The 21,606-nt window shown below is 72.9% G+C and carries 17 protein-coding genes; 14 read left to right on the plus strand and 3 right to left on the minus strand.

The features are described from left to right. Nucleotides 1-53: 53 nt before the first annotated feature. Entirely contained in the window at nt 54-1,640 is a 1,587-nt protein-coding gene (gene purH / locus BM064_RS20875) for a bifunctional phosphoribosylaminoimidazolecarboxamide formyltransferase/IMP cyclohydrolase (RefSeq protein ID WP_092863361.1), read from the plus strand. A gap of 34 nt (nt 1,641-1,674) precedes the next feature. Here purH and BM064_RS20880 read toward each other — a convergent pair whose 3' ends face one another. Further along, nucleotides 1,675-2,280 carry a 2-hydroxychromene-2-carboxylate isomerase gene (locus BM064_RS20880; protein WP_092863364.1) on the minus strand — a complete coding sequence of 202 codons (606 nt, stop codon included), beginning with the start codon at nt 2,278-2,280 and terminating at the stop codon, nt 1,675-1,677. Nucleotides 2,281-2,664: 384 nt separating this feature from the next. Between BM064_RS20880 and BM064_RS20885 the strand changes: the two genes are divergently transcribed. The 4 genes from BM064_RS20885 to BM064_RS20900 all read left to right on the plus strand — a co-directional run bounded on the left by BM064_RS20885 (nt 2,665) and on the right by BM064_RS20900 (nt 7,958). Beyond that, entirely contained in the window at nt 2,665-4,368 is a 1,704-nt protein-coding gene (locus tag BM064_RS20885) for a thiamine pyrophosphate-binding protein (RefSeq protein WP_177236353.1), read from the plus strand. A gap of 403 nt (nt 4,369-4,771) precedes the next feature. Next, nucleotides 4,772-5,452, plus strand: coding sequence for a CoA pyrophosphatase (locus BM064_RS20890; protein ID WP_092863367.1), 681 nt, complete (start codon nt 4,772-4,774; stop codon nt 5,450-5,452). A 104-nt stretch (nt 5,453-5,556) separates the two neighbouring features. Continuing rightward, nucleotides 5,557-6,723, plus strand: a complete 1,167-nt coding sequence (locus BM064_RS20895) for a CCA tRNA nucleotidyltransferase (protein WP_092863750.1) — start codon at nt 5,557-5,559, stop codon at nt 6,721-6,723. A gap of 578 nt (nt 6,724-7,301) precedes the next feature. Continuing rightward, nucleotides 7,302-7,958 (plus strand): LysE family translocator, encoded by a 657-nt coding sequence (locus BM064_RS20900; RefSeq protein WP_092863371.1) that lies wholly within the window; start codon nt 7,302-7,304, stop codon nt 7,956-7,958. A gap of 42 nt (nt 7,959-8,000) precedes the next feature. Here BM064_RS20900 and BM064_RS20905 read toward each other — a convergent pair whose 3' ends face one another. After that, entirely contained in the window at nt 8,001-8,666 is a 666-nt protein-coding gene (locus tag BM064_RS20905; RefSeq protein WP_092863374.1) for a hypothetical protein, read from the minus strand. A 123-nt stretch (nt 8,667-8,789) separates the two neighbouring features. Continuing rightward, nucleotides 8,790-10,952, minus strand: a complete 2,163-nt coding sequence (locus tag BM064_RS20910; protein ID WP_177236354.1) for a GNVR domain-containing protein — start codon at nt 10,950-10,952, stop codon at nt 8,790-8,792. A gap of 364 nt (nt 10,953-11,316) precedes the next feature. On the opposite strand from BM064_RS20910, the gene BM064_RS20915 reads away from it, so the two are divergent. The 9 genes from BM064_RS20915 (at nt 11,317) to ccoS (ending at nt 21,600) form a co-directional block, all read left to right on the plus strand. Then, complete coding sequence (locus tag BM064_RS20915) at nt 11,317-12,069, plus strand: Crp/Fnr family transcriptional regulator (protein WP_092863752.1); 753 nt, start codon at nt 11,317-11,319, stop codon at nt 12,067-12,069. Between the two features lie 529 nt (nt 12,070-12,598). Next, the gene (gene ccoN, locus BM064_RS20920) at nt 12,599-14,203 is read left to right on the plus strand and encodes a cytochrome-c oxidase, cbb3-type subunit I (protein WP_092863380.1); all 1,605 of its coding nucleotides are present in this window, start codon (nt 12,599-12,601) and stop codon (nt 14,201-14,203) included. Nucleotides 14,204-14,213: 10 nt separating this feature from the next. Further along, nucleotides 14,214-15,020: a cytochrome-c oxidase, cbb3-type subunit II gene (gene ccoO, locus BM064_RS20925; protein ID WP_092863383.1), complete on the plus strand. Its 807-nt coding sequence runs from the start codon at nt 14,214-14,216 to the stop codon at nt 15,018-15,020. 16 nt (nt 15,021-15,036) lie between these two features. Continuing rightward, entirely contained in the window at nt 15,037-15,252 is a 216-nt protein-coding gene (locus tag BM064_RS20930) for a cbb3-type cytochrome c oxidase subunit 3 (RefSeq protein WP_092863386.1), read from the plus strand. 1 nt (nt 15,253) lies between these two features. Beyond that, entirely contained in the window at nt 15,254-16,144 is an 891-nt protein-coding gene (gene ccoP / locus BM064_RS20935) for a cytochrome-c oxidase, cbb3-type subunit III (protein WP_092863389.1), read from the plus strand. Between the two features lie 957 nt (nt 16,145-17,101). Beyond that, nucleotides 17,102-18,544 carry a cytochrome c oxidase accessory protein CcoG gene (gene ccoG, locus BM064_RS20940; RefSeq protein WP_092863392.1) on the plus strand — a complete coding sequence of 481 codons (1,443 nt, stop codon included), beginning with the start codon at nt 17,102-17,104 and terminating at the stop codon, nt 18,542-18,544. Nucleotides 18,545-18,584: 40 nt separating this feature from the next. Further along, the gene (locus tag BM064_RS20945; protein WP_092863396.1) at nt 18,585-19,103 is read left to right on the plus strand and encodes a FixH family protein; all 519 of its coding nucleotides are present in this window, start codon (nt 18,585-18,587) and stop codon (nt 19,101-19,103) included. Then, nucleotides 19,100-21,424 carry a heavy metal translocating P-type ATPase gene (locus BM064_RS20950; RefSeq protein WP_143103404.1) on the plus strand — a complete coding sequence of 775 codons (2,325 nt, stop codon included), beginning with the start codon at nt 19,100-19,102 and terminating at the stop codon, nt 21,422-21,424. The genes BM064_RS20945 and BM064_RS20950 overlap by 4 nt, the downstream gene beginning before the upstream one ends. After that, a complete protein-coding gene (ccoS, locus tag BM064_RS20955; protein WP_092863402.1) occupies nt 21,421-21,600 on the plus strand; it encodes a cbb3-type cytochrome oxidase assembly protein CcoS in 180 nt (59 codons plus the stop codon). The genes BM064_RS20950 and ccoS overlap by 4 nt, the downstream gene beginning before the upstream one ends. Nucleotides 21,601-21,606: the final 6 nt, after the last annotated feature.

A 21,606-nucleotide genomic window follows, 5' to 3' on the forward strand; every position in this document is an offset into this window, starting at 1 on the left:
GCCGCCTGCCCGGCGACCCCCTGGCCGCCGCCCGTCCCAGCCGGAGCCCCGCCATGACCGACGCCCGCCTCCCCGTCCGCCGCGCCCTGCTGTCCGTCTCGGACAAGACCGGGCTGACCGACCTCGCCCGCGCCCTGCACGAGGCCGGCACGGAGCTGGTCTCCACCGGCGGCACCGCGAAGGCGATCCGCGACGCCGGCCTGCCGGTGCGCGACGTGTCGGAGCTGACCGGCTTCCCCGAGATGATGGACGGCCGCGTCAAGACCCTGCACCCCAAGGTCCACGGCGGCCTGCTGGCGCTGCGCGACGACGCCGGCCACGTCGCGGCGATGTCCGAGCACGGCATCCTGCCCATCGACCTGCTGGTGGTGAACCTCTACCCGTTCGAGGCGACGGTGGCGTCGGGCGCCGGCCCTGACGAGTGCATCGAGAACATCGACATCGGCGGCCCCGCGATGATCCGCGCCGCCGCCAAGAACCACGCCTTCGTGGCCGTGGTCACCGACCCCGAGGACTACGCCCCCCTGCTCGAGGCCATCGCCGAGGGCGGGACCACCCCCACCCTGCGCACGCGCCTCGCCGCCACCGCCTATGCGCGCACCGCCGCCTACGACGCCGCCGTCTCCGCCTGGATGGCCGACCACGCCGGCGAGACCGCGCCCCGCCGCCGCGCCTTCGCCGGCACGCTCGCCCAGACCCTGCGCTACGGCGAGAACCCCCACCAGAAGGCCGCCTTCTACACCACCGGCTCGAACCGCCCGGGGGTGGCGACCGCCCGGCAGCTCCAGGGCAAGGAGCTGAGCTGGAACAACATCAACGACACCGACGCCGCCTTCGAATGCGTGGCCGAGTTCGATCCCGCCGACGGCCCCGCCTGCGTGATCGTCAAGCACGCCAACCCCTGCGGCGTGGCCCAGGGGGCGAGCCCGGCCGAGGCCTGGGCCCGCGCGCTCGCCTGCGACTCCACCTCCGCCTTCGGCGGCATCGTGGCCCTGAACATGGAGCTCGACGCCGAAACCGCGGCCGAGATCGCCAAGATCTTCACCGAGGTGGTCATCGCCCCCTCGGTCACGCCCGAGGCCGAGGCGATCTTCGCCGCCAAGAAGAACCTGCGCCTGCTGACCACCGGCGGCCTGCCCGACGTGGGCGCGCCGACCACCAGCTTCCGCCAGGTGGCGGGCGGCTTCCTGGTGCAGGACCGCGACAACGGCCGGCTCGACCCCGGCGCGCTGACCGTGGCGACCAAGCGCAAGCCCACGTCCTCGGAGATGGCCGACCTGCTCTTCGCCTGGAAGGTCGCCAAGCACGTGAAGTCGAACGCCATCGTCTACGCCCGCGACGGGGCGACGGTCGGCGTGGGCGCGGGGCAGATGAGCCGCGTCGACTCCACCCGCATCGCCGCCCGCAAGGCCGAGGACATGGCGAAGACCCTGGGCTTGGCCGAAAGCCCCGCAAAGGGCTCGGTCGTCGCCTCCGACGCCTTCTTCCCCTTCGCCGACGGCCTGCTGACCGCGGCCGAGGCCGGGGCGACGGCGGTGATCCAGCCCGGCGGCTCGATGCGCGACGCCGAGGTGATCGCGGCCGCCGACGAGGCCGGCCTCGCCATGGTCTTCACCGGGATGCGCCACTTCCGCCACTGAGCGGTCCGCGGGCCGGCGCGTCCGGCCCGCTCTCTCAGCCGCGGGCCAGGGCCCAGTCCAGGGCGTCCTCGAACCGGTCGTTTCCCCAGAACAGTTCGCCGTCGGCGGTGGTGAAGGTCGGGGCGCCGAAGACCCCCAGCGCCTGCGCCTCCTCGGTGGCGGCGCGGAGCGCGGCCTTGGCCTCGGGCTCGGCGGCGAGCTCCAGCACGCTCTCCACCGGCTGGCCCGCGGCGGCGAGCGCCCGGCCGATCACGGCGGGGTCGGCGATGGTCTCGCCGCGGGCGAACTCGGCCAGGAACACCTCGCGCGCGAAGGCGGGCCGGGTCTCGGGCGCCAGCGTCGTGGCGACGCGGGCGGCCAGCAGGCTGTTCTGCGGGAACGGATCGGGGCGCACGATCGGGGGCAGGCCCAGCTTTTCGGCCTGGCGCTCCATGTCGCGCCACATGTTGGCGCCCTTCACCGGCAGCTGGTTGAACGGCGAGGTCGTCCAGCCCTGCGCCGCGAAGATCGGGCCCAGCAGGATCGGACGCCAGTCCAGCGCCACGCCGCGCGCGTCGGCCAGCGCCTCGGCCCGCTGCACGGCGAGATGGGAATAGGTCGAGGCGAACTCGAACCAGAAGGTCAGTCGGGGTCGGGTCATCGGGGGATCATGGCGCCCCCGGCCCGCAGGCGCGAGCGCGACGGACGCGCCCCGCCGCCGCAGGCCGGACGCGGCCCCTCCCGCATGAGGGGCCCCGGACGCCGAACGGGCGGGGCCGAGGGAGCCCCGCCGCGGACGACGACACGCGCACGCAAATTCAGGAACACTCCACGCGGGCCGCCAACGGGCCCGGAACCGATACGCTTTCTCCACGCCTCGCCGGGACACGCCGCTCGAACTCCCGGCCTCCTACGCCAGACGTCGGCAGATGAAACGATTCGCCGTGACACGACCGTGACGCTGCGTCCGATCCGGTCACGCGCCCTTTGCCGGGGCCGCGCGGGCGCGCTAAGCAGGGGCCGCCGATCCTTTGGAGACCCCCCCATGACCGATGCCGTCGCTCCCGCCCAGCCCGACCTGCCGCCGCTGCGCCACGGGGGGAAGATCCTCGCCGACCAGCTGGCGATCCTCGGCGCGGACACGGTGTTCTGCGTCCCGGGCGAGAGCTTCCTGGGCCTGCTCGACGGGCTGCACGACCACGCCAACGCCATCCGCACCGTCGCCTGCCGGCACGAGGGCGGCGCCACCAACATGGCCGAGGCGCACGCCAAGCTGACCGGCAAGCCCGGCATCGCCGCCGTCACCCGCGGCCCCGGCGCCACCAACGGCTGCAACGGGCTGCACACCGGCTTCCAGGACTCGACGCCGATGATCCTGTTCGTGGGCCAGGTCTCCCGCGATCACTTCGCCCGCGAGGCGTTCCAGGAGATCGACTACCGCCAGATGTTCGGCCCCATGGCCAAATGGGTCGCCCAGATCGAGAGCGCCGAGCGCATCCCCGAGTTCATCGGCCGCGCCTGGGCCGTCGCCATGTCCGGCCGCCCCGGCCCGGTGGTCCTGGCCCTGCCCGAGGAGACCCTCTCGGACCAGGCCCGCGTCCACGACCTGAAGCCCTGGACCCCGCCCTCGGCCGCCCCCGCCGACGTGGCGAAGGTCGGCGAGATGCTCGCCGCCGCCAAGGCCCCGCTGATGGTGATCGGCGGCCCCGGATGGTCCCAGGCGACCGCCGACGCGGCGGCCGCCTTCGCGCAGGCGCAGGGCCTGCCGGTCGTCACCGCCTTCCGCCGCCAGGACTACATGGACAACGCCCATCCCAACTTCTGCGGCACGCTGGGCATCGGCGCCAATCCCGCCCTGCTGAAGTGGATCCGCGAGGAGTGCGACCTGGTCCTGAACCTCGGCTCGCGGCTGGGCGAGATCGCCTCGCAGGGCTACGAGCTGTTCTCGATCCCGGTGATGAAGCAGAAGCTGGTGCAGGTGCACCCGGGGCCGGAGGAGCTGGGCGCGGTCTACAGCCCCGACCTGAGCTTCGCCTGCACCTCCGCCGCCTTCCTCGAGGCCGCCGCCTCCCTCGCCCCCCGCGGCGGGCAGACCCCCGGCGTGGCGGTTCTGCGCAAGGCGTTCGAGGCCTTCTCGACCCCGCCCGAAAGCCCCTTCGCCCTCGACATGGGCGCGGTGATGACCGAGCTGAACCGGGTCCTGCCGGACGACGCGATCATCTCCAACGGCGCGGGCAACTACACGATCTGGCTGCACAAGTTCCGCACCCTGCGCCGGCACGGCACGCAGCTTGCGCCCACCTCCGGCTCCATGGGCTACGGCGTGCCGGCGGCGGTCTCGGCCGCCATCACCCAGCCGGGCAAGACGGTGATCGCCATGGGCGGCGACGGCTGCTTCCTGATGACCGCGCAGGAGCTGGCGACGGCCCGCCAGCAGAACGCCAAGCTGATCAGCCTCGTGGTCAACAACGGCATGTTCGGCACCATCCGCATGCATCAGGAGCGTCACCACCCCGGCCGCACCATCGCCACCGACCTGGTCAACCCGGACTTCGTGATGCTCGCCAGGGCCTACGGCGGCGAGGGCGAGCAGGTGACCGAGACCGCCCAGTTCCCCGCGGCGCTGGCCCGCGCCATGGCGAGCCCGGTCCCCTACCTGATCGAGCTGGTCGTGGACCCCGAGGCGCTGACCCCCGTCCAGACCCTCTCCCAGGCCCGCGCCCAGGGCGAAGCCGCCGCCGCCGGCTGACCCCCGGCCCCTGGACCCTCCACCCCTTCCCCCCGGCCGCCTCGGCCGGAGGGACCGCGCGACGCTCCCCCCCACAGGCGCCCCGGGCTCGACCCGGGGCCTCTCGCGGCCCGCGCCCAGGCGCCGGCGCGGGAGGTCCTCTGAGCGGTCGGCGGCAGGCCATCGACCGCCTCCGGGCCGGGCGCGTGACGGCGCCCGCCCCGTGCGCAGACGTCGCGCGCAGGCCCGCATCCCCGGCGCACGCCCCGCCCGCCCACCCGCGCGCGCCGGGGATGCGGGCCCCCGGCGGCGCGTCCTCCGGCGGGCCGTGGAGGCGCTCCGGGACGGCCCGCGCAGGGCCCTGCCGTCGCGGCGGATGCATCCGCCCTTGCCTCGGCCCGCTTTTGGCCCCAATTCCCTGCGGATGACCCGCCACGCCGCTCCCGCCCCCGATCCCCGCCCCGCCGTCCCCCTCACGCCCGACCTGGTGCGCGAGGCGGTGCTGCGCGGTCGCCGGGGGGCGAGCTCGGACTTCGACCTCAACCCCCACGTGGTGCGCCCCGACGCCCCCGCCGCCCCGCTGCGCCAGGCGGGCGTGCTCTGCGCGCTGGTCGACCGCGACGACGGCGCCGGGCTGCGGGTGGTGCTGACCCGCCGCGCCGACCACCTGCGCAAGCACGCGGGCCAGGTCGCCTTCCCCGGCGGCGGCTTCGAGGCGGGGGACGCGAGCCTCCTCCACGCCGCCCTGCGCGAGGCGGACGAGGAGATCGGCCTCTCCCCCGACGCCGTCGACGTGGTCGGCGAGATCGACGGGCACGAGACGGTCACCGGCTTCTCGGTCACCCCCTTCGTGGGCTTCATCGACGCGGGCTTCGTCGCCCGCCCCGACCCGGGCGAGGTCGCCGAGGTCTTCGAGCCGCCGCTCGCCTTCCTGATGAACCCCGCCAACCACCTGCGCGAGAGCCGGCTCTACCAGGGCCAGCGGCGGTTTTTCTATGCAATGCCGTGGGAGGGGCGCTACATCTGGGGGGCGACGGCGCGGATGCTGGTCGGGCTGTCCGAGCGCATCGCCTCCGTCGCGGCGGACGACGAGCTGGGGGGATGAGTCGTGACCGAACCGGCGTGCGGCTGGCCGACGGGCCGGCCCCGGTGACCATCGACGACGATTCCGTGCGTCCGGCCCGCCCGGACGCCGAGACCGCCGCGCCCCTGCGGGTCGAGGGCGCGTGGCTCGACGACCGCGCCGCGCGCCAGGTGATCGGCGCGCTCGCCGCCGGCGGCGCCCGGGCGCTGTTCGTGGGCGGCTGCGTGCGCGACGCGCTGCTGGGCCGGCCGGTGGGCGACCTCGACATGGCCACCGACGCCGAGCCCGCCGAGGTCCGCCGCCTGCTGACCGAGGCCGGCATACGCACCGTGCCGACGGGCATCGAGCACGGCACGGTGACCGCCGTGCTCTCCAACCGCGGCTTCGAGATCACCACCTTCCGCCGCGACGTCGAGACCGACGGCCGCCGCGCCACGGTCGCCTTCGGCGCCGACCTCGCGCAGGACGCCGCCCGGCGCGACTTCACCATCAACGCGCTCTACGCCGACGCCGAGGGGGTGGTGACCGACCCGCTGGGCACGGGGCTGGGCGACATCGCCCTGCGCCGGGTGCGCTTCATCGGCGACGCGACGGCGCGGATCCGCGAGGACTACCTGCGCATCCTGCGCTTCTTCCGCTTCCACGCCCTCTACGGCGACGCCTGGCGGGGCATCGACGAGGAGGGCCTCGCCGCCTGCGCCGCGCAGGCCGAGGGCGTCGAGACCCTGCCCAAGGAGCGCGTGGGCGCGGAGCTGCGCAAGCTGCTGGGGGCCGAGGATCCGGGCCCCGCGCTCTGCGCCATGGCGGCCTGCGGGGTGCTGGGCCGGGTGCTGCCGGGGGCGGATGCGCAACAGATCGCGCCGCTGGCGGCGATGGAGGCGCGCGCCGCCCCGCTGCCCGACTGGAAGCGCCGCCTGCTGGCGATGGGGGTGGAGCCGAAGGCCGCCGTCGACCTGATGCGCCTGTCGCGCGCCGACCTGCGCGCGCTGGAGGCGACGCGCCGGGCGATGGAGAGCGACGCGCCGGTGGCCCAGGTCGCCTATCGCCACGGGGCCGAGGCCGCCCGCGACGCGGCGCTGCTGCGCGCCGCGGCCACCGGCACGCCGCCGCCCCGCACGCTGGGCCGCGACGTGGCCCGCGGGGCCACGGCGACCTTCCCGGTGCAGGCCCAGGACCTGGTGGCCCGCGGCATGAAGCCGGGCCCGGCGCTGGGCCGCCGCCTCGCGGCGCTCGAGGACCAGTGGGTCCGCTCCGACTTCCAGGCCACCCGCGGCGAGATGCTCGACGCCTGAGCGCCCCTCCGGCGCCGCGCGGCGTCGACCGGGATCCCCGAAGCGCCCGCCGCCGCCGCCCTGCCGGGCTGTCCCGCGCGCGCGTCGTCTCGGGGGCCGCCGGCCGGTTGCGGGGCGCCCGGCCGCGGCCGCCCGGACGGACCTGTCGGGCGCTGCGCGCCCGAGGCGGCCCGCCCGAGCGCCCCGGCGCGGGGCCGGTCGCGGGCGGCGGCGCCCAGGCGGCGGCGCGCAGGCGGCGACGGTTTTCGTCTTGACGCGCGGCGGCCGGTCGAGGCAGGCGCCTCTCCGCCTCTCCGCCTCTCCGCCTCTCCGCCTCTCCGCCTCTCCGCCTCTCCGCCTCTCCGCCTCTCCGCCTCGTTCCGCGCCGGCGGCCGGGCCGGCTCCGGCCGGGGGCGGGGGGAGCGACGCCGGAGGCGGGGGCGGCGTGGGGCCGGGGGACCGTCGGAAGCAGGGGGCGCGATAGGCGACGGTGATCGGGGGCATCACGATCCGTCGCTTGCCTGGAGACGATCTGCGCCGGATGGTCTCGCCAGGCAGGTCAGCAAGGCTGACGCAAGCGGCTGCAGGAGGCCGGGACCATGGACACCACCGGAGCGACCATCGGCTTCGAGAACCTCGCCGCGCTGGCCGCGCTGGCGCTGGCGGCGACCTTCACGCCGGGGCCGAACAACGCGCTGCTCTCCGCCTCGGGGGCGCGCTTCGGGCTGCGGGCCACGCTGCCCCATGCCCGCGGCGTGGCGCTGGGCTTTCCGCTGATGGTGTTCTGCGTGGCGCTGGGCGTCGGCCAGGCCTTCCAGCAAAGCGAGGTCCTGCGCGAGACCCTGCGCTGGGGCGGGGCGGCGCTGATGGCCTGGCTCGCGTGGAAGATCGCCTCGGCGCGCCCGGCCGGCCCGGCCGAAGGGCCCGCGGCGCCGGCGCAGGACGGCGCCCGGCCGTGGAGCTTCGTGCAGGCGGCGGCCTTCCAGTGGGTGAACCCCAAGGCCTGGGTGATGGCGCTGGGCATCGCCGCGCCCTTCGTCGACGCCGCCTCGCCGGTGCGTCACGCGCTGGCGGCGGCGGCGGTCTTCGCGGCGGCGGGGCTGCTCTCGACCCACGCCTGGGCGGCCTTCGGCGCGGTGATGGGACGGTTCCTGGGCCGCGGCTGGCGGCTGCGGCTGTTCAACCTCGCCATGGCGGCGCTGATCCTGATGGGCGTCGCCGCGCTGCTGGCCGAGGATTTTTCCAAGGCCGCCTGAGGGCGCCCGGCGCCCCGAGGCCCGCGACGGGGCGGCCCCGGGTCAGGACCGGGGCGGGCGGCCGGCGAGCGGGGGCGGCGCGGCGCGGCCCGCGCTCGCCCAGGGCGCGCCGGCGGCGGCGTCCAGGGCGGCGACGCGGGCCGCCTCGGCCCGCCACCAGGGCCGCGCGGCCAGCCGGCGGCGGAAGGGCGTGTCGGTGGCGGCGGGGGCGTTGGCGATGTAGCGCACCGCCTCGTCGCGGTCCTCGCCCGCCAGCGCCAGCAGCCAGGCCTCGCCGGCCTCGAAGTCGAAGGGGCGGCCGGCGTGCTCGGCGAAATTCGGGTCGAGCTCGGTCCACACCGCGCCCGCCAGGCCCTGCGCCTCGGCCCAGGCGGCGACGGCGCCGGCGATGCGCCCCTCCCGCCGGCCGGAGCGCAGGCACGCCATCCCGATCCGCGCGAGCGGCGCGCGCTCCCGCGCGGCGAGATCGGCGCGCGCTTCCTCGACGTCCTCGCGGCGCGAGGCGATGGCGTGGCTGGGGCAGGGGGCGCCGTGGACCGGGTCCACGCAGACCACCAGCCCCATCCGCCGCTTGGGCGACACGCGCGAGAACTCCAGCGGCAGGGCCGGGCCGCCGCCCATCCGCCACGGGCCCTCGACCCAGGGGGCCAGGATCTCGAGGTCCCAGATCAGCGAGCCGTAGCCGACGATCGCGACGCGTCCCTGCATGTCTCCTCGCGGGGCTGGAGGGGCGGACCGGGGCGCCGCCCGGAAACGGATCGGGCCCCGTCGCGTCGCGACGGGGCCCGGGGTCTTTCGCCGTCCCGAAGCCGGTCGGCCCGGGCCGGGACCTCAGTTGAGGTAATACCGGTTGTACGACTTGTAGTAGTAGTAGTTGTAGCCGCCGTAGCCGTAGCGGGCCATCTTCTTGAGGTTGATCTGCGTCAGCGCCAGGCCGGAGATGCCGATCCCGATCTGGGTGAACTGGGCGATGCCCGCGCGGACCATGTCCTTGTGGGTCGAGTTCCAGCGAACGCAGTAGATCACCGCATCCACCATCGGCGCGATCACGCGGCTGTCGGGGACCGCCATCACCGGGGGCGTGTCGATCACCACGAAGTCGTAGCGCCGGCGCGCCTCGGCCAGGAAGTCCTGGAACCGCTGCGAGTGGAAGACGTCGGCCGCGTTGACCTTGGTCTCCTCGCCCATGATCACGTCGAGGCCGGTGCGCTCGTCGTGGTAGACGACCTCGTCCCAGGTCTTGTCGCCCGACAGGATCGACATCATGCCGACCTTGGGCGCGCCCGGGAAATAGGTGCGGAAGGTGCGGCGGCGCAGGTCGCACTCGATCAGCAGCACCTTCTTGCCCAGCCCGGCCGCATTCTGCGCGAGCAGCAGCGAGCAGGTGGTCTTGCCCTCCTTGGGGAGGGTGGAGGTGAGCATGATCAGCTCCGGCCGCCGGTCGATGTTGGCCAGCATCACGCCGGTGCGCAGGTTGCGGATCGCCTCGACCAGGGCCGAGGAGGGCCGCTCCACCGCGTAGTCCAGCAGGCCCTTGCGCAGACGCACCGGGGCCACGGGGATCTGGCCCATGACCGGCAGGGCGGTCGCCTTCTCCAGCTCCTCCGAGGAGCGGAAGGCGCTGTTCATCTGCTCGATCACCATCACGTAGGCGATGCCGACCACGCCGCCCAGGAAGCCGGCGATCAGCACGATCAGGGTCTTCTGCGGGAAGCTGGGGATCAGCGGCACCACCGCCTCCGACAGCACCCTTGCGTCGGCCTGCTGGGTGCCCTCCTGCACGGAGGTCTCGTTCAGGCGGCGCAGGAACTGCTCGTAGATGCGGCGGGTGGCCTCGGCCTCGCGCTCAAGCTGGCGCAGCTCGACCACGTCCTCGGTCTGGCTCGCCAGCTGGCGCTCCAGCTCGTCGATCGAGGCGGAGATGTTGGCGCGCTGGCTCTCGGCGCGCTCGCGCTCGATGCCGGCCTGGTCGACCAGGCGGCTGGCGAGCACCTCGAAGGTCTGCACCAGCGCGGCGCGCTCGTCGCCCTCGGCCGTCTCGATGTTCTGGGCCAGCGAGGACAGGCGCGGCAGGTTCACCACCTCGGCGAAGCCGGCGTAGTCGCCCTGCTCGAGCATCGCGCGCAGCTCCGGCTCGCGGTCGCCCACGGTCTGCTGGCGCACGATCTCGTCGCGCCGCTCGCGCAGCTCCTTGAGCTGGCGGTTGGTGTTGGCCAGCGTCGCCTCGGAGATCAGCGTGGAGGAGGAGTTGTAGGCCTCCACCGCGGCCTCGGCCTCCTCCACCTCGACGCGAAGCTGGGCGACGCGGTCCGACAGCCACTCGGTCGCGGCCTGGGTGGCCTCGAACTTGGTCTCGAGCTGGTCGGTGATGTAGAGCTCCGCCATCCGGTTGGCGATGTCGGTGGCCTGGATCGGGCTCTCGGTGGTGACCGAGAGCGAATAGACGTAGGTGTCGGAAACCGACTGCACCTCGAGCGAGCGCAGCAGCGTGTCGACCGCGAGCTTGCGGCCCCAGTAGTCCGCGCCCAGCGTGTCGCGCAGGGTCGGGCCCTCGGTCTCCTCGGTGACGGCGCCGCGCACCGTGGTCTTCAGCAGCTCGATGCCCCCGAACAGGATCGAGGCGACCAGGCTCGGGTCCTCCTCCTCGACCAGCATCGGGTTGAAATAGGGGTCGTTCTGCAGGTCCATCGCGTCGACCACGCGCTCGGCCAGCGCGCGCGACAACAGCACCTGCCGCTGGGCGAGGATGGTGTAGTAGTCCTGCCCGAGGCCGGAGGTCACCGCCTCGACGTCGATGATGTTGGACTGGCTGCGGTCGAGCATCACCACCGAGGTGGCGGTGTAGCGCGGCGTCAGCCAGTAGGCGATCGCCATCGCCAGGATCGCGAAGCCGAAGCCGAAGGCGGCCACGACCCACTTGCGCTGCCAGACCGACTGGACAAGCGCGCCGATGTCGACCTCGTCGTCGGGCGGCGGGGGAGCGGGCTCGCTCACCGCGCGTCTCAGTCCTTCCGGCAGGTCCGCGCCGCGGCGCGCATCGTCCTTACGGTTCCCCGGATAGTCGTCCACCGCGTCCACCTTTCGCTTCGCCGCGGTCCCCTGGATCCCCCGATCCGCCCGCGACGTCCGCATCACGCCATTCACATCCCAACCGGATTGATAGCAACCCAGGCCCCTGAGTTGCACGCGAAAGTTTGACGCTGCACTGCGGCGAATGGGCGGACGGGGGGGGGCCGCGGGGACCGGATCGGGCCTGCGGGCCGCCGTCGCATTCAAAAAAAATCGTTCTCGTCTAAGAACCATCTCCGATCCCGTTGACGCGACTCCTGAATCGGCGGACTGTTGTTTTATGAAAGCAATGCTGCATGCGGCGACTACGGGAGCGCCTGACATCCGGGCTCGGGGACACTGCCTCGACTGCGCCATCCGACAGCACGCGGTCTGTTCCGATTGTTCCGCGCCCGAGCTGGACTTCCTCACCAACATAAAGACTTACAAGAGCTACAAGGCCGGCGATCGCCTGCTTGAGATGGGCGAGCGCGCCGCCTTCATGGGCACCGTGGTCGAGGGCGTGGCCTCGATGTCGCGCATCCTGTCCGACGGTCGCCGCCAGGTTGTGGGGCTGCTGTTCCCCGGCGACCTCGTGGGCCGGCCGTTCAGCCCGGTCTCGCCCTTCGACTACGTGGCCGTCACCGACCTGCGGGTCTGCGCGTTCAATCGCCCGCAATTCGAGACGACCCTGCGCGAAACCCCCGCGCTGGAGCAGCGCCTGCTGGAGATGACGCTCGACGAGCTCGATTCGGCGCGCGAGTGGATGGTGCTCCTGGGCCGCAAGTCGGCGCAGGAGAAGCTGTGCTCCTTCATGATCATGGCCGCCCAGCGCGCCCTGCGGCTGGAGCGTCGCCGCCCGATGGACGGCATCCTGATCGAACTGCCCCTGACGCGCGAGGACATGGCCGACTTCCTGGGCCTGACCATCGAGACGGTCAGCCGCCAGATCGGCGCCCTCAAGAAATCCGGCGTGATCGAGCTGATCGACGCCCGCCACCTGCTGATCCCGAGCTGGGAAGCGCTCGAGGAAGCCGCGGGCGGAGAGCTCGCCGCGGTCTGACGCCGGGTCCCGGCGGACCCGAAGCGCCCGGACCCTGCGGCCCGGCGAAGACCGGCCAACCCCGATCCCCTGTCGGCCAGGACCCGCCCGCGCGGCTCGCGCGAGCGGGGCCGTGGAGGCCGACTCCCCCGACCCTCCTCCCGGCCCCCCGGCCGGAGCGCCTGCCGTCCGGCCGGGTGGGGGCCGAAAGCCCCTGCCGCAAGGTCCTGCGGCGGCGCGCCGCGCCGGAAAACGCGCTCTCCGCGGCCGATGCGCCGCGCCCGGGGCGGCCGGGCCGGGGGCCGTTCGGCGCGCCTCCCGAAACAATGACGTAAGTTTAACAGTGCGTTAAAGCCACGATGCTGTATCGTGGAGGGGCGGAAACCGTCTCGGTTTTCGACGGTTGCGCCCCGGGACCGATCGCTCCCGGAAACGGCGTTGATATGGATCAAGGCGGAGGCGGGACCCTTCGCCGATGAGGACCGCCATGCGGAGCCCCGGTTCGGGGTCCGACCGGAAGGCCGTCGCAAGCACGGCGAAGGAGGGGACATTGGCCTCGACATTCAAACTTCTCGCGCTCGCCGTGATCGCCGTTCTGGCGCTTGTCGCCGCGAGCTTCGCGCGTGACCTCGCCTACCAGGTCAACGCGCTGATCGTCCTGCTGGTCTCGGCGGGCATGTTCCTGTGGATCCTGCGCGGCGTGGGCGAGGAGAAGCCCGTCCCCGCCGGGGGCGCCGAGTCCGAATACATGGACGACGTGATCCGCGCCGGCGTCATCGCCACCGCGGGCTGGGGGATCGTGGGCTTCCTGGTGGGGGTGGTCATCGCCCTCCAGCTCGCCTTCCCGCTGCTGAACCTCGACCTGCCCTGGACCACCTTCGGCCGGCTGCGGCCGCTGCACACCTCCGGCGTGATCTTCGCCTTCGGCGGAAACGCCCTGATCTGCACCTCGTTCTACATCGTGCAGCGCACCTGCGCGACGCGGCTGTGGGGCGGCAACCTCGCCTGGTTCGTGTTCTGGGGCTGGCAGACGGTGATCGTGCTCGCCGCCTCGGGCTACGTGCTCGGCGGCACCCAGGGCAAGGAATACGCCGAGCCCACCTGGTACGTGGACATCCTGATCACGGTCGTCTGGGTCGCCTATCTCGCGGTCTTCCTCGGCACGCTGATCAAGCGCAAGGAGCCGCATATCTACGTCGCCAACTGGTTCTTCCTCGCCTTCATCGTGACCATCGCGATGCTGCACGTGGTCAACAACCTGGCGATCCCGGTCTCGGTCTTCGGCTCGGTCAGCTACTCGGCCTTCTCGGGCGTGCAGGACGCGCTGACCCAGTGGTGGTACGGCCACAACGCCGTGGGTTTCTTCCTGACCGCGGGCTTCCTGGGGATGATGTACTACTTCATCCCCAAGCAGGCCGAGCGGCCGGTCTACTCCTACAAGCTGTCGATCATCCACTTCTGGGCGCTGATCTTCCTCTACATCTGGGCGGGGCCGCACCACCTGCACTACACCGCGCTGCCCGACTGGGCGCAGACGCTGGGCATGGTGTTCTCGATCATGCTGTGGATGCCGTCGTGGGGCGGCATGATCAACGGCCTGATGACCCTCTCGGGCGCCTGGGACAAGCTGCGCACCGACCCGGTGCTCAGGATGCTGACCATCTCGGTGGGCTTCTACGGCATGTCGACCTTCGAGGGGCCGATGATGTCCATCAAGGCCGTGAACTCGCTGAGCCACTACACCGACTGGACCATCGGCCACGTCCACTCCGGCGCGCTGGGCTGGAACGGCATGATCACCTTCGGGGCGCTCTACTTCCTGGTGCCGCGCCTGTGGAACAAGAAGAACCTCTACAGCCTCTCGGCGGTGAACTGGCACTTCTGGCTCGCGACGCTGGGCATCGTGCTCTACGCCGCGTCGATGTGGGTGTCGGGCATCACCCAGGGCCTGATGTGGCGCGAGTACGACAGCCTCGGCTTCCTGGTGAACTCCTTCGCCGACACGGTCGCGGTGCTTCACCCCTACTACATCATCCGGGCGCTCGGCGGCCTGATGTTCCTCGCCGGCGCGATCATCATGTGCTGGAACCTGTGGATGACCGCCACGCGCGGGGAGCGGAAAGAGCCCGCCCCCGCCGCCGTGCCGGCCGAGTGAGGAGGGCGTCATGAGCGACGACAAGACCACCGACACCGCCCCCGACAACCCCAAGACCGAGGGCGCGCCGGAGGCGATCCTCCCCGAGCGCAAGCTGATCAACAAGCACGCGATCCTCGAGAAGAACGCCACCCTGCTGCTGGTCAGCTCGCTGATCGTGGTCGCGATCGGCGGCCTGGTGGAGATCGCGCCCCTATTCTACCTGCAGAACACCATCGAGAAGGTGGAAGGGGTGCGCCCCTACACCCCGCTCGAGCTCAAGGGCCGCGACATCTACATCCGGGAGGGGTGCTACGTGTGCCACTCCCAGATGATCCGGCCGATGCGCGACGAGGTGGAGCGCTACGGGCATTTCTCGCTGGCGGCCGAGTCGATGTACGACCACCCGTTCCAGTGGGGCTCCAAGCGCACCGGGCCGGACCTCGCCCGCGTGGGCGGGCGGTATTCCGACGCCTGGCATATCGACCACATGCAGGACCCGCGCTCGGTGGTGCCTGAGTCGATCATGCCCGCCTACCCGCACCTGATCGAGACGCCGCTCGACTTCGAGCATGTGGGCGACCACCTCTCGGCCCAGATCATGGTCGGCGTGCCCTACACCGAGGACAACGTCGCCTTCGCCCGGGCCGACGTGGTGGCCCAGGTGGACCCCGACAGCGCCCGCTACGACGCGCTGCTCGAGGCCTATCCGGGCGCCAACATCCGCAACTTCGACGGCCGGGCCGAGATCACCGAGCTCGACGCCCTGATCGCCTATCTGCAGGTGCTGGGCACGATGGTCGACTTCTCGACCTACGAAGTCGAAACCAGCCGCTGAGCCGAGGGAGGGACAGATGGAAGACACCTACACCCTGCTCCGGCATTTCGCCGACAGCTGGTGGCTGCTGCTGATGATGAGCTTCTTCATCGGCTGCGTGCTGTTCGCGCTGCGCCCCGGCTCCCGGAAGCTGCACCGCGACATCTCGAAGATCCCGCTGCGCGACGACTACGACGCCGCGCCGGCCTCGGGCCCGAAGACGACGGGACCCCGCACGGAGGGGGGGCGCTGACATGGCCGACCACGACAGGAAAGACGTCGACGAGCTCTCGGGCGTCGCCACCACCGGACACGAGTGGGACGGCATCAAGGAGCTCGACAACCCGATGCCGCGCTGGTGGCTCTACACCTTCTACGCGACGGTGGTCTGGGCGCTGCTCTACACCATCGCCTTCCCGGCCTGGCCGCTGATCTCCTCGGCCACCGGGGGCGTGCTGGGCTATTCCTCGCGCCAGGACGTGATGCAGGACATCGCCGAGGCCCGCGACGCCCAGTCGATCTACGTGGACAAGATCGCCGCCATGGACGTCGAGTCCATCGCCCAGGACCCCGAGCTTCTGCAGTTCGCGACCGCCGGCGGCTCGGCCCTGTTCAAGACCTGGTGCGCGCAGTGCCACGGCTCGGGCGCGGCGGGGGCGGTGGGCTATCCCAACCTCAACGACGACGACTGGCTGTGGGGCGGCACGCGCGAGGCGATCGTGCAGACCGTCTCCCACGGGATCCGCTGGGACGCCGACCCCGACACCCGCTGGTCGCAGATGCCCGCCTTCGGCCGCGACGGCCTGCTCGAGGACGAGGCGATCGACCAGGTGGTCGAATACGTCTACGGCCTCTCGCGCCCCGACGCGGACCCCGCGCTGGCAGGCCCGGGGGAGCAGGTGTTCCTCGACAACTGCGCCGCCTGCCACGGCGAGGACGGCCGCGGCATGCAGGAGCAGGGGGCCCCGAACCTCGCCGACGCCATCTGGCTCTACGGCGGCGACCGGGCGGCGATCTCCCAGTCGGTGCACGAGGCCCGCTTCGGCGTGATGCCCAACTGGCTCGGCCGCCTGACCGAGGCCGAGGTCAAGCAGGTCTCGATCTACGTCCACGGCCTGGGCGGCGGCGAAGACGCGGCCCAGTGATCGCGCCCCCGCCGCGCCGCTTCGGGGCGCGGCGGCAAGTTGACGTTGAAGTCATCATGCGCCCGGCCGTCCTCGGCCGGGCGTTTCTCTTGCAGCCGACGACTTGCCGACGGCTGGTTTGGAAGAACCGGGGCATGATCAGCAATAGTTTCAATTCGTATAATGATATTGGGCTCATTTGATCGCATATAGTTAGATTCAAAAACGTTTCTGTTCTGGCCCGCGATCTGGCATAGAGGGGGCGGGGTGGGCGGCGACGACCCCAGCGTCGGGCACGACGAGCCGCTCTTGCGTATCCGGCTCCAGCCACGTCCCCAGCGTGGCGCCCCGAGCGCGTATCGGCTCGGCCAACCGGCTCCACAGGCCCGGCGCTTTTTCCCCAGCGCCGGGCCGCTGTGTTTCCGGACGCGCCCCGATCCCTTCCCCGGGACGCTCTTCCGCCGGCCCCGCCGACGACTCGCCCGCAGGGCGATGCCACGCCCTCCCGATTCGCCGCGCCGCCGCTCCCCGGCCCGCTCCGCGCCCCCGGGTTCACCCGGCCGCACGCCTCGGGTTGAGCTGCATCAAGGCGACTCGGGGCGGCTTCGGGCATTCAGGGGGCACGGCGACTGGACGGCCGTCGCGTTCCACGTCCAGGCCATGTCCCCAGCATGGCGCGCCCGGCTGCGTATCGTCGGGCATCCGGCCGGCCCGGCGTCGCTTGCGGCGCCGGGCCGTCTTGGCGCCGGCCGCCTGACGGCTACACTTCTCCCCGACCTCCCGCGATGCGGGAATCGCAGACCGCCCCGCCGGGCCCGGCCGCCCTCGCGGCCCGCGCCGACGCATCACCGTCGCGTGAGATCCGGGGCCGACGCGACGTCCGCGGACAGGACGCCGCATCCGGCGTTGACCTGCGTCAAGGTTCCGCCGCCGCCGGGGGCGCATGAGGGCCCCGACGAAATCGTTTCGAGGCGAAAGATGAGCACCCAGGCCCCAAACCCGAGCCAGTCTCTCTACGCCGCCCGCGTCCCGATCTTCCCGCGCCGCGTGAAGGGAACCTTCCGCACGCTGAAGTGGTGGATCATGGGCGTGACCCTGGCGATCTACTACCTGACCCCCTGGATCCGCTGGGACCGCGGGCCGGCGATGCCGGACCAGGCGGTGCTGGTCGACCTCGCCAACCGCCGGTTCTTCTTCTTCTGGATCGAGATCTGGCCCCAGCAGTTCATCTACGTCGCGGGCCTGCTGATCATGGCGGGCCTGGGCCTGTTCCTGTTCACCTCGGCGCTCGGCCGGGTCTGGTGCGGCTACACCTGCCCGCAGACCGTGTGGACCGACCTCTTCATCACCGTCGAGCGCTGGATCGAGGGCGACCGCAACGCCCGCGTGCGCCTGCACCAGCAGGGCTGGGACGCGCGCAAGGCCCGGCTGCGCGCGACCAAGTGGCTGGTCTGGCTGCTGATCGCCGTCGCCACCGGCGGCGCCTGGGTGTTCTACTTCGCCGACGCGCCGACGCTGATGTCGGATCTCTTCACCGGCCAGGCGCCCTTCGTCGCCTACGCCTCGGTCGGCGTGCTGACCGCCACCACCTTCGTCTTCGGCGGCTTCATGCGCGAGCAGGTGTGCATCTACATGTGCCCCTGGCCCCGCATCCAGGCGGCGATGATGGACGACAAGACCATCACCGTGGGCTACCGCTCCTGGCGGGGCGAGCCGCGGGGCAAGCACCGCAAGAAGAACGCCGACGCGGATCTCGGCGACTGCATCGACTGCAACGCCTGCGTGGCGGTCTGCCCGATGGGCATCGACATCCGCGACGGCCAGCAGCTCGCCTGCATCACCTGCGCGCTGTGCATCGACGCCTGCGACGACGTGATGGCCAAGGTCGGCAAGCCCCGCGGCCTGATCGACTACGTCACCCTCCAGGACGAGGAGATCGAGACCAGGGGCGCCGCCCCGATCCCGCTGGTCAAGCGCATCCTGCGCCCGCGCACGATCCTCTACTTCGTGATGTGGTCCGCGATCGGCGTGGGCATGATGGTGTCGCTGTTCATGCGCGACTCGATCGACCTGACCGTGGCGCGCGACCGCAACCCGACCTTCGTCGTCCTCTCCGACGGCGCGATCCGCAACGGCTACACCATCAAGGTGGCCAACCAGAACCAGGAGCCCCACGACTTCGTGCTCTCCTTCCGCTCCGACCTGCCGCTGACCGCGGAGATCCAGGGCCTCGAGTGGCTGGAGTTCCAGGTCGAGGCCGACAAGCTGCGCCAGATGCGCCTGTTCCTCACCACCCTCCCCTTCGCCCGCCCGACCGAGCGCGCCGAGGTCGAGATCTGGATCGAGGACCTGCAGACGCGCGAGCGGGCGCAGGTGGACACCTTCTTCCTCGCGCCGGAGCCGGGGGACTGGGGGCCGTGACCGCCCCCCTCTCCCCCCTGACCCTGCTGGAGCGCCGCCGATGACCCCTCCCTCTTCGAAGACGCCCGCCCGCGAGCTGACCGGGCGCAAGGTGCTGATGATCGCGGTCGCCTTCTTCGGCGTGATCATCGCGGTGAACGTGACCATGGCGACGCTGGCCGTGGGCGGCTTCCCCGGCCTCGTCTCCGACAACGCCTATGCCGAGGCGCAGCGCTTCGACGCCGAGCTGAAGGCCGAACGGGCGCTGGGCTGGCGCTTCGCCTCCGACTACGAGGACGGCGCCCTGACGGTGCGCATCGCCGGCCCCGACGGCGCGCCGCTCGACGGTCTCGCCGTCACCGCGGTGGTGGGCCGCCCCGCCACCCTCCAGCAGGACCGGGAGCTGGGCCTCGCCCCGGAGCCCGGGCTGCGCGGGGCCTACGCCACCCGCCTGCCCCTCGGGGCCGGCATGTGGCGGGTCGAGATCGACGCGCGCCGCGGCGAGGACCGCTACCACATCACCGACGAGATCTACGTCGCCGCCGAGGACGCCGCCCCCGCGCCCGGGAGCGACGGGTGAGCCTCGCCGAACCTCTCCCCCGCGCCTCCGGCGCGGCCCCCGGCCAGCCCGAGTGGTCGACGCCCGGCGCCTGCTGCCCCACCGGGGCGGCGGTCGGCTTCGCGCGCACCGGCGGCCTCGCCCGCTTCGTCTCCGACGCGGGCGAGGGGCTGAAGCGCCTCGACCTCCTCGTTCCGGGCGTGCACTGCGCCGCCTGCATCCAGCGCATCGAGGAGGCGCTGCCGAAGACCCCCGGCCTGCGCTCCGCCCGCGTGAACCTGAGCCTGCGCCGCGTCTCCGCCACCTACGACCCCGCCCGGGCCGAGCCCGAGGACGTGGTCGAGGCGCTGTCGCGCCTCGGCTACCCCGCCCGCCCCTTCGACGCGCGGGCCATGCACGACGCCGAGCGCGACGGCGAGGGGCGCGACCTGCTCGCCCGCCTCGCCGTCGCCGGCTTCGCGGCGATGAACGTGATGCTGCTGTCGGTGGCGGTCTGGTCCGGGGCCACGGACGCGACCCGCGACCTGCTGCACTGGGTCTCGGCCCTGATCGCGCTGCCCGCCACCGCCTTCGCGGGCGTGCCCTTCTTCCGCTCGGCGCTCGGCGTGCTGCGCCACGGGCACGTCAACATGGACGTGCCGATCTCGCTGGCCCTGATCCTCGCCGTCGGCGTCAGCCTGTTCGAGGTGACCGAGAGCGGGACCCACGCCTATTTCGACGCCGCCGTGTCGCTCTGTTTCTTCCTGCTGCTCGGCCGGGTCCTCGACCACGGCGCGCGGCGCCACGCCCGCCTCGCCGCGGCCGAGCTCGGCGGCCTGCAGGCCCATTCCGCCACCGTGGTGGGCGAGGGCGGCCTCCGCCGCGTCGTCGCCGTCGAGGACCTGCGCCCCGGCGACCGGATCGAGGTCGCCGCCGGCGAGCGCGCCCCCGCCGACGGCCGGGTGATCGAGGGCGCCTCCGACCTCGACCGCTCGATGATCACCGGCGAGAGCCGCCCCGAGCCCGCCGCCATCGGGGCCGAGATCCACGCCGGCGTCCTCAACCTCTCCGCCCCCCTGCTGGTCGAGGCGACGGCGACCGGCGACGACACCGCGCTCGCCGGCATCGCGCGGATGATCCAGGCCGCCGAGGGCGCGCGCACCCGCTACGTCGACTGGGCCCTTCGCGCCGCGAAGCTCTACGTTCCCATCGTCCATCTCGCCGCCGCCGTCACCTTCGCCGGCTGGCTGCTGGCGGGCCTCGACCTGCGCGACGCCGTCCTGATCGCCGCGGCGGTGCTGATCATCACCTGCCCCTGCGCCCTGGGCCTCGCCGCCCCTGCGGTCCACGCCGCCGCCGGCGGCCGCCTGTTCCGCGCCGGCATCTTCCTCAAGGACGGCGCGGCGCTGGAGCGGCTCGCCGACGTCGACGTCGCCGTCTTCGACAAGACCGGCACGCTGACCACCGGCGAGCCCACCCTGGTCGAGGCGCCCGAGGCCCCCGCCCTCTGGTCCGCCGCCCGCGCCCTGGCCCAGGTCTCCCGCCACCCGTTCTCGAAGGCGCTGGCCGCCGCCGCCGAGGCCCGCGGCCTCCCCGCCGCCCCGGCGACCGCCCTCAAGGAAGTCCCCGGCTGCGGCGTCGAGGGCGAGATCGACGGCCGCCCCGCCCGCCTCGGCCGCGCCGACTGGTGCGGGGCCGAGGCCGCCGCCGACGCCGGCTCCGCCGTCTGGCTGCGGCTGGGCGACGAGGCCCCCGTCCGCTTCGGTTTCGAGGATCCGCTGCGCCCCGACGCCGCCGCCACCGTCGCCGCCCTCCAGGCCCGCGGCCTCGAGGTGCGCCTGATCTCCGGCGACGCCGAGGCCGCCGTGGCGCGCGCCGCGGCCGAGGCCGGCATCGCCCGCTGGCGCGCCGGCGCGACCCCCGCCGACAAGGTCGCCGCGCTGGAGGCCCTGGCGGCCGAGGGCCGCACCGTGCTGATGGTCGGCGACGGGATCAACGACGCGCCGGCGCTGGCCGCCGCCGCCGCCTCGATCTCCCCGGCCTCCGCCGCCGACGTCTCCCGCGCCGCGGCCGGCATGGCGCTCGCCGGCTCCCGGCTGAACCCGGTGGTGGTGGCGCTGGACGTCGCCCGCGCGGCCAAGGCCCGGGTGTTCGAGAACTTCGCCTTCGCCGCCCTCTACAACGCCTGCGCGGTGCCGCTCGCGGCCTTCGGCTTCGTCACGCCGCTGATCGCGGCGCTGGCGATGTCGGGCTCCTCGATCGTGGTGACCCTGAACGCCCTGCGCATGCGCCGCGCCGGCCGCGCGGCCGAGGCGGCCGGCGAGGCCCTCGGCGCTCCCCCCGCAACCGGAGGTCCCGCATGACCATCCTGCTCGCCACCATCCCCGCCTCGCTGGTGCTGGGCGGGCTCGGCCTCGCGGCCTTCCTGTGGTCGCTCAGGCGCGGCCAGTACCGCGACCTCGAGGGCGACGCCGCCCGGATCCTGTTCCAGGACGAGGATCGCCCCCGCGCCGATCCGCCCGCCGACCCGAAGGGCTGACCCCCG

The sequence above is a fragment of the Albimonas pacifica genome, from assembly GCF_900113695.1.
GTDB lineage: Bacteria > Pseudomonadota > Alphaproteobacteria > Rhodobacterales > Rhodobacteraceae > Albimonas > Albimonas pacifica.